Genomic DNA, 13884 nt, shown 5'->3' on the forward strand with positions numbered 1-13884 from the left:
TACTTTTTATTCTGCGTTATCTAAAAACTCTTTAATTTTTTCTATATACTTATCAAAAAATGATTTTTTGATTTTGCTTTCTGTTGTCTCTACTCTTTTTTGTTCTTCTTGTTCTTGTTTTTTAGCTTCTTCTTCAAGAGCCTCTTTTGTTTCAAAAACGGGTTCTTCTTTTTTCATTTCTACTAATGGTGTAGCACTTTTTGTATTATTTCTAATACTATTCATTACTAGACCAACAGCTGTTGCGTATAACGGACTAGATAATTCTTCATCAGAATTACCTGCTAAATGTTCATTGGGATACCCTATTCTAGTATCCATACCTGTTATATATTCTACTAATTGTTTAATATGTTGTAACTGAGAACCTCCTCCTGTTAAAACAATTCCTGCAATTAATTTTCTTTTTGGGTCTTCATGACCATATAATTTAATTTCGGCATACACTTGTTCAATAATTTCTACTACTCTTGCATGTATAATTTTTGATAAGTTTTTTAACGAAATTTCTTTAGGCTCTCTTCCTCTTAATCCAGGAATTGAAACAATCTCATTGTCTTTATTTTCTCCTGGCCAAGCTGAACCAAATCGTACTTTTAATAATTCGGCTTGTTTTTCTATGATAGAACATCCTTCTTTAATATCTTCTGTAATTACGTTTCCTCCAAAAGGAATTACAGCAGTATGACGAATAATACCATCTTTAAAAATAGCTAAATCTGTTGTTCCACCACCTATATCTATAAGAGCTACACCAGCTTCTTTTTCTTCTTGACTTAAAACTGCATCAGCTGAAGCTAATGGTTCTAACGTTAATCCAGATAATTCTAAACCTGCACTTTTTACACAACGACCTAGGTTACGAATAGAAGCTGCTTGCCCTACTACTACATGAAAACTAGATTCTAATCGGCCACCATACATTCCTATTGGTTCTTTAATTTCCCCTTGACCATCTACTTTAAATTCTTGTGGCAGCACATGAATGATTTCTTCACCTGGTAACATGGCTAGTTTATGTACCTGACCTATTAAAGCATCTATATCAATATCATTAATCACTTCTTCTGAATTAGGTCTACTAATGTAATCACTATGCTGAATACTACGAATATGTTGGCCTGCAATGCCAACTACTACATCATTTATCTTATATCCTGAATTACTTTCTGCTTCTAAAATAGCTTGTTGAATTGATTGAATTGTTTGTGTAATATTGTTTACAACTCCTCTGTGAACACCAAGACTCTTGGATTTTCCTACTCCTAAGATTTCCAATTTTCCGTATTCATTTTTCTTTCCTATCATTACTACAATTTTTGTAGTTCCGATGTCTAACCCTACTGCAATATTATCTTTGTTCATAATTCATTTCTATTTCTTACAAACTACTTGTTCCGTAAACATTACGTTTACTTCTTTATAATTCTTTATCAATGTATCTTTTATGGCATGATAAAAAAAAGCTTTATAATTCTTTAACTTTTTCTCTACATAAACCGGTTTACCAAAAATGATTTTATAATCATAATTCCTATTGGTCAAAATAACGCTACCTGACGGCAAAATTTTTATTCCAGTGATATTCTTTTTCAAGAAATCATCTTTGTAAATTTCATTAAACAACAACACATAATTGTCTGCGTCCTTATCGTCATAAGTTCCCATAACAATAGGAACTCTAGCAGAAAAGTTTTCAGACAAAGGTATATTAACGCCTTTATTATCAAGATAACACATAGTATCTCCTGATATATATCGTACAATTGGGGTCTTTTGTTTAATGTTTGTATTTAGAGAACCATCTATTGTTGAAAAAATTTCACATTTTTCAATCATCTTGTGATTATTTAGAGCAGTTTCTAAAGACTTCAAATCTACCTCTTCTTTTTTAATTGTTAATGTACCTCCCAAATTTTGTTTCAACAAGTTATTAACCATTTCATGAGTTATGAACAAATTTTCATCTCCTCCAAAAAAGGAAACTGTGATGCTTTTTATTACTCTTTCCTCATTTCTATGTGAAGAAAAAGAAAATAAAAACACCATTACAAATAGTATTAATAGTAGTCGAATATTTTGCCAATTAAACCTTTTCATGGAGTACTTTTTTAATATCTTTTATCATTTCTCCAATGTCTCCTGCTCCAATAGTTATATAAACATCTGCTGAAGCCCTTCTAAATGTTTCTACTAAATCCTCTTTAGCAACCAAACGTTTATTTGTATTTGTAATTTTACCCAATAACCATTCGGAAGTTACTCCTTCCATAGGCAATTCTCTAGCCGGGTAAATGTCCAATAGTATGATTTCATCAAACTTTGACAAACTTTCTGCAAAACCATCAATAAAATCATTGGTTCTGGAGAACAAATGAGGTTGAAAAGCTGCTATTATTTTCTTATTAGGATACAATTCTCTTACTGCCTGATGTACTGCATTTATTTCGGTTGGATGATGTGCGTAATCATCTATATATACTAATTTTTTTTCTCTAATTTGAAACGAAAAACGTCTTCTCACTCCTTTAAAAGAAGACAACGCATCTATTATCTTATTATTTTCTATACCATAACTTTTTGCCATTGCAAAAGCGATAAGAGCATTTGACAAATTATGATGTCCAGGCAAACCAAATTTAACATTGGCAACCAATTCATCATCTGTTTTTACATCAAAAACATAAAAACCATTTTCTATACGAATATTTTGAGCAGAAAAATTAGCTTTTTCATTTATTCCAATAGTATTTCCTTTTAAAGGCAATCCATTTGCAACAAACAAATCTTTAGCAGTCACTTTATTAGCAAACTCGACAAAAGAAGCTTCAATTGTAGCCGAATCTCCGTATATATCCAAATGATCTGCATCCATAGAAGTAACACAAGCTAAATTAGGATGCAAATGTAAAAAGGAACGATCAAATTCATCAGCCTCAACAACTGTAACTGTTTTGCCATTACCAATTAAATTTGAATTGTAATTTTCAACTATTCCTCCTAAAAATGCAGTTACATCTACTCCACTTTCGAATAAAATATGTCCTAAAATACTTGAAGTTGTCGTTTTACCGTGTGTTCCTGCAATAGCAAAACAAAATGTATCTTTTGTTATTAAACCTAATACTTCTGCACGTTTTTTTACTTCAAAACCATGAGATAAAAAATAATTCCATTGCAAATGATTTTTTGGCACTGCTGGTGTAATTACTACTAATGTGTTTTCTTTATTCATAAAAGAAGCATCAATCACTTCTAATTCATCAACAAAATGAATTTTCATACCTAAAGCTTCTAATTCATCTGTTAACTGGGTTCTTGTTTTGTCGTAACCAGCCACATTTTTGCCCATATTCATAAAATAACGAGCCAAAGCACTCATGCCAATGCCTCCAATTCCTATGAAATAAATGTTATGTATTTGGTTAAGGTTCATTTTTGTTTATTAATTACTGTTATCTTTATTTATAATAGTTTTTCAATTTCGTCTACAATCTGATTTGTAGCATTAGGCAAGGCTAATTTGTGTATTTTTTTGCTTAATTTAGCTTGCTTTTCATCGTTAGATATTAAATCGGCAAATACTTTTCTGAAATCACTGTCTAAATCTTTTTCTTTCAACAATATTGCTCCTTTTTTATCTAAAATTGCCTTAGCGTTTTTAGTTTGATGATCTTCAGAAACATTGGGTGAGGGAATAAAAATAGTTGGCTTTCCTACTATACACAGTTCTGAAACAGAAGAAGCACCTGAACGTGAAATAATTACATCGGCTGCTGCATAAGCAAAATCCATTTTATCTATAAAGGCAAAAACATGTACATTTTCTTTTTTATTAAAATGATTGTACTCATCGAAATACAATTTTCCACATTGCCATATTATTTGAACACCTAGTTCTAATAAAAAATCGATTTCTTTTGCTAATAATTGATTAATTCTTCTAGCTCCAAGGCTTCCTCCTAATACCAATAATGTTCTTTTAGTACTATCTAATTCAAAATAAGTTAATCCTTGTAATCGTTTATCGTCAATATCTAATAAATCTTGGCGTACAGGGTTTCCTGTAATAATTACTTTTTCTTTTGGAAAAAAATTATCTAATCCCTCATAAGCCACACAAATTGCATTAGCTTTTTTTGCTAATAATTTATTGGTTATTCCTGGATAGGAATTTTGTTCTTGAATTAATGTTGGTATTCCTAACAGAGAAGCTACTTTTAAAACCGCACCACTTGCAAATCCGCCTGTACCAATTACAACATCTGGTTTAAATTGTTTGATAATGCGATAGGAGTTCCATAAACTAGAAACCAACTTAAAAGGAAACATAGCATTCTGTAATGTTATCTTTCTTTGTATACCAGAAACCCAAAGTCCTTTAATATTGTAACCTGCTTGAGGTACCTTTTGCATTTCCATTTTATCTTTTGCTCCCACAAAAAGAAATTCCGCATCGTGAAAACGATACTTTAATTCGTTTGCAATGGCAATAGCAGGATAAATATGTCCTCCTGTTCCACCACCACTTATAATAAATTTCAATTTCTTTTCCATGTTACTGGTTTAAAATAGGTTCTAAAGGATTTTTTATTTCTTTTTCCTCTTTGTTATTTTTTATATCTTCTAATTCGATTTCTTTATCTATAATTCGTCTTAAAGCTTCTTCCCTTTTTATTTTTTCCTCTTCATCTAGAGCTACTTCCTGTTCTTTTTTAGTTACACTCAAAATAACTCCAACAGCTACACAGGTCATCCATATAGATGTTCCTCCACTACTAATTAACGGTAATGTTTGTCCTGTAACTGGCAACAATTCTACCGCAACAGCCATATTAATTAAGGCTTGAAAAACAATAGGAAATCCTAAACCTATAATAAGCAATTTACCAAATAAGGTAGGTGCCTTTTGTGCATTGATAATAAACCTAAAAAACAATAGCAAATACAAAAACATTATTCCTAAAGCTCCAAACAAGCCATATTCTTCAACGATAATTGCAAAAATAAAATCGGATGATGATTGTGGTAAGAAATTTTTCTGAACACTTTTGCCTGGTCCTAATCCATAAATTCTACCAGAAGCTATAGCTATTTTTGCCTTTTCAATTTGGTAATCATCTTCATTAGGCTTATCGTCCATGAAACGCTCTATCCTGTTTCCCCATGTATTCACCCTACTGAATAATTTATTAGTAGGAAACGCTTTTGCCATTAGTAAAAACAATAATAAAGCCGCAATACCTAAACCTATCACTGTTGCTAGATATTTTAAAGGATAATACCCAATAAATATGAGCATACAAACCATTGAAAAAATCAAGGCTGTGGTTGAAAAATTAGTTGGCAATATTAAAACTAAAATAGCAAAAACAGGTAGCCACAATTCTAAAAGAGATTCTTTGAATGTATATTCTTTATCACTCACTTTTGCCAAATAACGTGCTACATACACCATTAATACAGTAAAAGCTAAAGTAGAGGTTTGAAAACTAACTCCTACAAAAGGAATTTGAATCCATCTACTTGCATTTGCTCCACCTATTGTTGTTCCTTGAAACAAAGTATATAATAACAAAACTATTACTAAAGGAATACCAAAGATTGACAACGCTCTAAAATAATGATAAGGTACTTTATGAATAAAATAGATTATAGTGAAACCTAGAAACAAATGTCCTAAATGCTTTACTAAATAACCTAATGTAGAACCTTTACCTATTACATAAACTAAATTTGTACTAGCACTATAAACAGGCAAAAAAGAAACTAGAGCTAATAGAAAAACTATTGCCCAAATAACCTTATCGCCTCTTAATCTAGCTGCTAATGATTTCATTTTCTTTTATAAATTATGTACTGCATTCTTAAATTGCCTTCCTCTGTCTTCGTAGTTTTCAAACAAATCAAAACTAGCACAACATGGTGATAACAAAACTGAATCTCCTTTTTCTGCCATTTTTTGTGCGATTTTTACAGCTTCTGTCATAGAAGTAGTTTCAATCATCACATCTACAACACCATTAAACGTTTTGAATAATTTTTCATTATCAACACCTAGGCAAACAATTCCTTTTACTTTCTCTCTTACTAATGACATTAACTCGTCATAATCATTTCCTTTGTCAACTCCACCTACAATCCACACTGTTGGAGTTTTCATGCTGTCTAATGCGAAAAAAGTAGCATTAACATTAGTGGCTTTAGAATCGTTAATATATTGCACGTTTTGAATTTTTAGAACTTTTTCTAAACGATGTTCTGCTCCTTGAAAATTACTTAAACTTTCTCTAATCGTTTGTTTTCTAACTTTCATTAACTGTGCTACAGCTGTTGCAGCCATTGCATTTTTAAGGTTGTGTTTTCCTTCTAAAGCTAATTCATTAATTGGCATGGTAAATAGGTCGTTATTAATTTTACTATTCAAATTTTTATCTTCTATGTAACCTCCTTCTTCTAATTCTTGCTGAATAGAAAAAGGAAATATTTGTGCTTTTGTTCTATTTTTTTGAAACCACTTATTAATTTCAACATCATCATGGTCTACAATTAAATAATCGGTTTCTATTTGATTCTTTGTTATTCTAAATTTTGATGCGATGTACAAATTGTAATCATATGCATAGCGATCTAAATGATCTGGGCTTAAATTAGTAATTACAGCTATATCTGGTCTGTAATTCACAATACCATCTAATTGAAAACTACTTAACTCTAAAACATACACATCGTGATTATTCTCTGCTACTTGCCAAGCAAAGCTCTTTCCAATATTCCCCGCTAAACCAACATTTAAACCTCCTTGTTTCAATAAATGATAGGTTAATAAAGTAGTGGTAGTTTTTCCATTACTACCAGTTATTCCAATCGTTTTAGCATTGGTAAACGGAAAAGCAAACTCTATTTCAGAAATTACTGGTATGTTTAACGCTACTAATTTTTTTACAATAGGAGCATTTTCAGGAATTCCTGGACTTTTCATTACTATATCAGCATCTAAAAGCAATGATTCTGTATGTTTTTCATCCTCCCAAGCTATTCCATTAATTGTTAGAACTTCTTTATAATTTTCTTTAATTTTTCCAAAATCTGATACAAAGACATCGTAGCCTTTTTTCTTTCCTAAAATTGCCGTTCCTACACCACTTTCGCCTCCACCTAATACAACTAGTTTCATATTATCTAAGTTTTAATGAGACCAACGAGAATATTGCCAAAAGAATTCCTACAATCCAGAAACGCGTTACAATTTTACTTTCATGAAATCCTTTCTTTTGATAATGATGATGCAAAGGAGACATTAAAAAAATTCGTCGCCCTTCTCCATATTTTTTCTTAGTGTATTTAAAATAGCTTACTTGAAGCATTACTGATAAATTTTCAGCTAAGAAAACACCACATAAAACAGGAATCATTAATTCTTTACGAATAGCAATGGCAATAACTGCGATAATTCCTCCTATCGTTAAGCTACCTGTATCGCCCATAAAAACTTGTGCTGGATAAGTATTATACCATAAAAAACCAACAAGAGCTCCTACGAAAGCGGCTATATAAATAGTCATTTCACCCGAGTTCGGAATAAACATTATATTCAAATAATCGGAAAAAATAATATTCCCAGAAACGAAAGCAAAAAGCCCAAGTGTAAGCACAGAAATTGCAGAAGTACCAGCTGCAAGACCATCTATTCCATCAGTTAAATTAGCTCCATTGGAAACAGCTGTTATAATAATTACAACCATTGGAATAAAAATTAACCACGCCCAACTTTTATAATCATCTCCTAAAAACGACAATACTTCAGCATAATCAAATTCGTTATTCTTTAAAAAAGGAATAGTGGTTGCTGTTGATTTTTCATGCAAACTTGTTGGGTCTATATTTTCTATTTTAAGACGTTCCCCTATGGTATCTTTTCTAATAGTAACATTAGGATGTAAATACAAAACAGAACCTACTATTAAACCTAATCCAACTTGACCAAAGACTTTAAAAATACCTTTTAGACCTTGTTTGTCTTTTTTAAACACTTTAATATAATCGTCTACAAAACCGATAGCACCCATCCAAAGTGTGGTTATTATTAATAAAATAATGTATATATTTTCTAATTTGGTTAATAATAAAACAGGAATTAAAGTAGCCAAAATGATGATGATACCACCCATTGTAGGTGTTCCTGATTTTTGACTTTGCCCTTCTAATCCTAGATCTCTTACTGTTTCTCCAACTTGTTGTTTTCTTAAGAAATTAATAATTTTTTTACCATATATAGCTGCAATTAATAAAGATAAAATGAAAGCAAAAGCAGATCGAAAAGTTATATACTGAAATACTCCTGCTCCAGGAACATCAAATGCTTTGTCTAAATATTGAAAAAAATAGTATAACATATCTTTATTTTTTAAATTCCAATTTCCTGTCCTGAAGTTTCAAGAGAAAATTTTAAATTATTTACCTAGTTGAATTAACAGTTCTTTTACAATTTTCAAATCATCAAAATCATATCGCACTCCATTTATCTCCTGATATGTTTCGTGTCCCTTTCCTGCAATTAAAATAATATCATTTGCTTCAGCTAATTGGCAAGCGGTTTTAATGGCTTGTTTTCTATCTAAAATGGAAAGCGTTTTCTTAAAATTTTGTGGTTCCACTCCTTTTTCCATTTCTTCGATAATAGTCTCTGGATTTTCTGTTCTAGGATTATCTGATGTAAAAATGGCTTTTGTACTTAACTCTGAAGCAATTTGAGCCATTATAGGTCTTTTCGTTTTATCTCTATCGCCACCACAACCTACAACTGTGATTAATTGTTCGTTTTTTGTGCGAATATCTTCAATAGTTTTTAGCACATTTTCTAGCGCATCTGGTGTATGAGCATAATCTATAATAGCTGTTATCTTAGCTTCTGAAATAATATATTGAAACCTACCTGATACACTTTCTAAGGCTGATAATAATCGTAACGCTTCTTGTTCTTCAATTCCCAACTCTACTGCAGTTGCAAAAATGGCAAGTAAATTATAGGCATTAAAAGAGCCAATTAATTTAGTCCATACTTCATTATTATTGATTTTTATCAATAAACCTGTAAACTGATTTTCTAAAATTTGCGCTTTATAGTCTGCATACGATTTCAAAGCATAAGTTATTTTTTTTGCTTTGGTATTTTGGAACATGACTGCTCCATTTTTATCATCTAAATTTGAAATAGCAAAAGCAGTTTTTGGTAAACTATCAAAAAAAGCCTTTTTAACATCTCTATATTCTGCAAATGTTTTGTGATAATCTAAATGATCATGAGACAAATTAGTAAAAATACCTCCTTGAAATTGAAGTCCTTCTGTTCTTTTTTGGTGAATTCCGTGAGAGCTTACTTCCATAAAACAAAATTCGCACCCAGTTTCTACCATTTCATTTAAATAATGATTGATGGTTAATGAATCTGGTGTGGTATGAGTGGCTTTATACTCAACATCATTAACTCGAATTTTTACAGTAGATAATAAACCTACTTTGTATCCCGCTTTTTTGAATAATTGATATAATAAAGAAGCAATAGTTGTTTTTCCATTTGTGCCAGTTACTCCCACTAATTTCAGCTTTCCTGATGGCATTTCAAAGAAATTAGAGGCCATATAAGCTAATGCTTCATTTGAATTTGAAACCTTCACATAAGTTACTCCATTTACTATTACTTCCGGAAATTCTTCACATATAATAACGCTAGCACCTTGGTTCAAAGCTTTATCAATATATGCATGACCATCTGAAACAACTCCACGAATAGCAACAAAAACATCATTCAACTCTATTCTTCTAGAATCGAACTCTATTTTATTGATAGCCACATCTGTAATTCCTTTTACGGCTTCAATACCAACTTTATATAATATATCTTTTAAAATCTTCATGATAACTCTAATGTTATTATTTGATTCTTATCCATTTTCTCACCTGCCTTAACTGATTGGGCTTTTACTTTCCCAATTCCTTTTACATTTACTTTTACACCCATATATTCTAGTAAAGTAATTGCATCCATACCATCCATACCTTTTAGATTTGGAACAGATACACCTACATTTTCAACCTTTTTAGAATAAGCATCATAAGCTCTTTCTGTTATACTAATCTTACTATTCAAATCTCTAACATGATTAGTAGGAGGAGAATCGGTATAAATTTTTTGAGCAATTCTTTTAAAAACTGGTCCAGCCACATCTACTCCAAAATATCCTGATTCAACATTTGGTTTATGCACTACAACAATACAAGAATATTTAGGTTCTTTTGCTGGAAAATAACCCACAAATGAGGATGAGTAATATAATCTACCTTCTCCTTTGTTATAATCTACTTGAGCTGTTCCTGTCTTTCCAGCCATTGAAAAATCTTTAGAATATAATTTTAATCCTGTTCCTCTTTTAACCACATTTTCTAAAACTGCCCTTACTTTATTCAAAGTTTCATCAGAAGCAATTTTGGGATTGATAACTTCAGTTTCATATTTTTTAATAGTTTTATTCCATTCTTTAATTTCCTTCACAAAATAAGGTTTCACCATAATACCATTATTAGCAACTGCATTATACATAGCCAGTGTTTGCAAAGGAGTTAAAGAAATATTATATCCAAAAGCCATCCATGGCAAAGTAGTTCCATACCATCTTTTATCTCCTGGTTGAGGCACATAAGGCTTTCCTTCTCCAATAAGTTGTAATCCTAATGGTTTGTTTAAACCATAGCTATTAATTCTATCTACAAATTGTTTTGGATTATCTTTATAATTATCATAAACTGCTTGTACTAAAACCGTGTTAGAAGAAACTTCAAAACCTCTTGCCAAAGAAATTTTCCCATAACCACCTTTATGAGAATCTCTAACTTTTCTCTTATAATATTCTACTACACCGCCATTTGTATCATATACTTTGCTTGTATCCACTTTTTTATCATCTAAAAGCGCAATTAAATCAAAAAGTTTAAAAGTAGATCCTGGTTCATGAGATTCAGCAACCGCATAATTCTGAGTTTCATAATAAGACCCGTTTTTTCCCCTTCCAAGGTTTGAAATGGCTTTTATTTCTCCTGTCTTAGTTTCCATTACCACAACACAACCATGATCAGCTTGATAATATTCTAATTGTTTTAACAAAGCATGATGTGCTATATCTTGTACATACACATCTATAGTAGAAACAATATCATATCCATCCTGTGGCTCTAGTTCGTTATTATCATTAATTGGTTTCCATTGGTTTTTTGCAATTTTTTGCATCATTCTATGACCATTCTTTCCATTAATGTATTCTTTGAAAGCAAATTCTAAACCTTTTCCGTCGCTATCAGTTCGTTCATATCCAATAGTTCTTTGGGCAATAAGACCAATAGGATGTTCACGTACTGTTTTTTGCTCTACAATAATTCCTCCTTTATAAGGACCTTTATTAAAGAGCGGAAAACTTTTAATCCTCATATAATCTGTATAACTTAATTTACTTGCAATTAAATAATACCTATTTTGATTTGATCTTGCCTTCTGTAATGTCTCTTGATAATAACCAGCAGATTTACCAAACATTTTTGATAACGAATCGCTTAATGGTTTTATATTTTCTTGAAAATTCTCTATTGTAGGTGACAAAGCATCAAAACGAATAGTATATTCTGGAATAGAAGTTGCCAATAAACTACCATCTGAAGAATATACATTTCCTTTATTTGCAGGAATAATAAAATTCTTAACAGTTCTTTCTTTTGCTAATTTCCTATAGTATTCGCCTTCAATCCATTGAATATTGTTAAGTTTTATCATAACCAAAATAGCCATCACAAACATTGTGAAAGCTACTAAATACATGCGGTAGTTACTATTTTTTTCCTTTACTGCCATATTTTTAGTTTGTCTATAAAACTCCTTTTTTCTTCTTTTTTAGTCTTTACAATAATTTTCGTTGGAGGCACATTTGCTGGAAAAATTTCTCTTTTCTCCATTTTTTTTGCCACTGTGGATTCCATCTTTAATTTCATTAATTCCGAACGTCTATCTACAAATTCCGAACGAAGTTCTTTCACTTTATTTGTTAATTCGGTAATCTTGTAATTTTTTGCATCATAGCGATGATTATTTGCAATCATAATCATGGCTAAAAATATTAGAAAAACAATGAACTTCCAGTTCTTTAAAGCATCATCGCTCACAAGAAACTTTGCTTTTAGTAAACTATAAATACCGTTTTTCATATTAATAAATTATCTATAAAGGTTTAAACCTTCATTTATAGTGTCTTATTTTTTTTCTGCTACTCTTAATTTAGCACTTCTAGCTCTATTGTTAATAGCTATTTCTTCAGCATTAGGTACTATCAATTTTTCAATGATTTTAAAAGGAACTTCAAAATTTCCAAAAAAATCTCTTTCTGGCTCACCTTCAAACATTCCATTTCTAAAAAATCTTTTTACTAATCTATCTTCAAGTGAATGATATGAAATTACACTTAATCGACCTCCTACTTCTAAAATCTCTAAGGATTGTTCTAAAAATTCCTTTAAGACATCCATTTCTTGATTAACCTCTATTCGAATTGCTTGATATATTTGTGCCAAAATTTTATTGCTTTTATGTGCTGGTAAAAATTTGGCCAAAACCTGTTTTAAATGATCTGAATCTTTTATTTGTTTTTCTTTTCTGGCAACAACAATAACATTAGCCATTGCTCCACCATTTTTAAGTTCTCCATATTCCAAAAAGACTCTTTTTAATTCTAGTTCCTCATATTCATTTACTACATGATAAGCACTAATGTCCCCTTTTTGATTCATCCTCATGTCCAATTCAGCATCAAAGCGAGTGGAAAAACCTCTTTCAGCAACATCAAATTGATGAGAAGACACTCCTAAATCGGCTAAAATTCCATCAACCTTTTTTATTCCATGAAATCGTAAAAAACGTTTAATATTTCTAAAATTCTCATTAATTAATAGAAACCGACTGTCATCAATTATATTTCGCAACGCATCTTCATCCTGATCAAAAGCAATTAATCGACCTTTCTCACCCAAACGAGACATTATCTCTCTTGAATGACCACCACCACCAAAAGTTACATCTACATAAATACCATTTGGTTTTATATTCAAACCATCTACTGTCTCTTTTAACAAAACTGGATTATGATATTCCATCTTCATCATCAATTAAATTACCCATTACTTCTTCAGCTAAATCTGCAAAATCATCAGTTGCATTTTCAAGAACTCCTTCATACAACTCTTTATCCCAAATCTCAATAATATTTACTGCCGAAGACAACACTATGTCTTTGTCAATCTTAGCAAAAACTACTAAATCTTTAGGGATTAACAATCTTCCATTGTTATCAATTTCAACCATTTTCACTCCCGCAGTAAATCGACGAATGAAATCGTTATTCTTTTTCACAAACCGATTTAATTTATTGATTTTCTGCATCATTCTATTCCATTCAGACATTGGATACAATTCTAAACAAGGCTGAAAAACAGAACGTTTTAATACAAAACCATCCTCTAAAGAACCAAACTGTTTCTTTAGAGAAGTAGGCAGCATTAATCTTCCTTTTGCATCTACCTTGCATTCATATGTACCAATAAATGATTTCAACTATACATTTTCATTAGAATATTGACAAATTTAAAAAAAAATTACCACTTTTTACCACTTACTACCACTTTGTTAATAAGTTTTTCCTTTTGAAACTCAAATAAATACTCTCAACATTAACTAATTAACATTAAAATTTAGGCTAAATATTCCTTTTCTATTTAAAAAGAAACATGTGAAAATGCATAACAAAAAAGAAAATAGCTTTTAAAGAAGTAAAAACTATTGAAAATTAA

12 protein-coding genes are annotated in these 13884 nt (G+C 30.8%); all 12 read right to left on the reverse strand.

Features of this window, described 5'->3' with window-relative positions:
- Positions 1 to 6: 6 nt before the first annotated feature.
- From ftsA to mraZ, 12 genes are read right to left on the reverse strand one after another with little or no spacing between them, the layout of a single operon-like run.
- Positions 7 to 1365 carry a cell division protein FtsA gene (ftsA, locus tag ACULEV_RS13505; protein ID WP_445455574.1) on the reverse strand — a complete coding sequence of 453 codons (1359 nt, stop codon included), beginning with the start codon at positions 1363 to 1365 and terminating at the stop codon, positions 7 to 9.
- A gap of 9 nt (positions 1366 to 1374) precedes the next feature.
- Positions 1375 to 2100, reverse strand: coding sequence for a cell division protein FtsQ/DivIB (locus ACULEV_RS13510; protein WP_445455575.1), 726 nt, complete (start codon positions 2098 to 2100; stop codon positions 1375 to 1377).
- A complete protein-coding gene (murC, locus tag ACULEV_RS13515) occupies positions 2087 to 3436 on the reverse strand; it encodes a UDP-N-acetylmuramate--L-alanine ligase (protein WP_445455576.1) in 1350 nt (449 codons plus the stop codon). The genes ACULEV_RS13510 and murC overlap by 14 nt, the downstream gene beginning before the upstream one ends.
- Positions 3437 to 3465: 29 nt before the next feature.
- On the reverse strand, positions 3466 to 4557 hold the full coding sequence (gene murG / locus ACULEV_RS13520) for an undecaprenyldiphospho-muramoylpentapeptide beta-N-acetylglucosaminyltransferase (protein WP_445455577.1): 1092 nt from the start codon (positions 4555 to 4557) through the stop codon (positions 3466 to 3468).
- 1 nt (position 4558) lies between these two features.
- A complete protein-coding gene (locus tag ACULEV_RS13525) occupies positions 4559 to 5839 on the reverse strand; it encodes an FtsW/RodA/SpoVE family cell cycle protein (protein WP_445455578.1) in 1281 nt (426 codons plus the stop codon).
- Positions 5840 to 5845: 6 nt separating this feature from the next.
- Positions 5846 to 7177, reverse strand: coding sequence for a UDP-N-acetylmuramoyl-L-alanine--D-glutamate ligase (murD, locus tag ACULEV_RS13530; protein ID WP_445455579.1), 1332 nt, complete (start codon positions 7175 to 7177; stop codon positions 5846 to 5848).
- A gap of 1 nt (position 7178) precedes the next feature.
- Positions 7179 to 8396: a phospho-N-acetylmuramoyl-pentapeptide-transferase gene (mraY, locus tag ACULEV_RS13535; protein ID WP_445455580.1), complete on the reverse strand. Its 1218-nt coding sequence runs from the start codon at positions 8394 to 8396 to the stop codon at positions 7179 to 7181.
- Between the two features lie 57 nt (positions 8397 to 8453).
- Positions 8454 to 9917, reverse strand: a complete 1464-nt coding sequence (locus ACULEV_RS13540) for a UDP-N-acetylmuramoyl-L-alanyl-D-glutamate--2,6-diaminopimelate ligase (protein WP_445455581.1) — start codon at positions 9915 to 9917, stop codon at positions 8454 to 8456.
- The gene (locus ACULEV_RS13545) at positions 9914 to 11899 is read right to left on the reverse strand and encodes a penicillin-binding protein (protein WP_445455582.1); all 1986 of its coding nucleotides are present in this window, start codon (positions 11897 to 11899) and stop codon (positions 9914 to 9916) included. The genes ACULEV_RS13540 and ACULEV_RS13545 overlap by 4 nt, the downstream gene beginning before the upstream one ends.
- The gene (locus ACULEV_RS13550) at positions 11890 to 12249 is read right to left on the reverse strand and encodes an FtsL-like putative cell division protein (RefSeq protein WP_445455583.1); all 360 of its coding nucleotides are present in this window, start codon (positions 12247 to 12249) and stop codon (positions 11890 to 11892) included. The genes ACULEV_RS13545 and ACULEV_RS13550 overlap by 10 nt, the downstream gene beginning before the upstream one ends.
- Positions 12250 to 12294: 45 nt before the next feature.
- Positions 12295 to 13191, reverse strand: a complete 897-nt coding sequence (gene rsmH / locus ACULEV_RS13555; protein ID WP_445455584.1) for a 16S rRNA (cytosine(1402)-N(4))-methyltransferase RsmH — start codon at positions 13189 to 13191, stop codon at positions 12295 to 12297.
- On the reverse strand, positions 13178 to 13648 hold the full coding sequence (gene mraZ / locus ACULEV_RS13560; protein WP_445455585.1) for a division/cell wall cluster transcriptional repressor MraZ: 471 nt from the start codon (positions 13646 to 13648) through the stop codon (positions 13178 to 13180). The genes rsmH and mraZ overlap by 14 nt, the downstream gene beginning before the upstream one ends.
- Between the last annotated feature and the right edge of the window lie 236 nt (positions 13649 to 13884).

It is taken from the genome of Flavobacterium sp. HNIBRBA15423 (assembly GCF_052655965.1).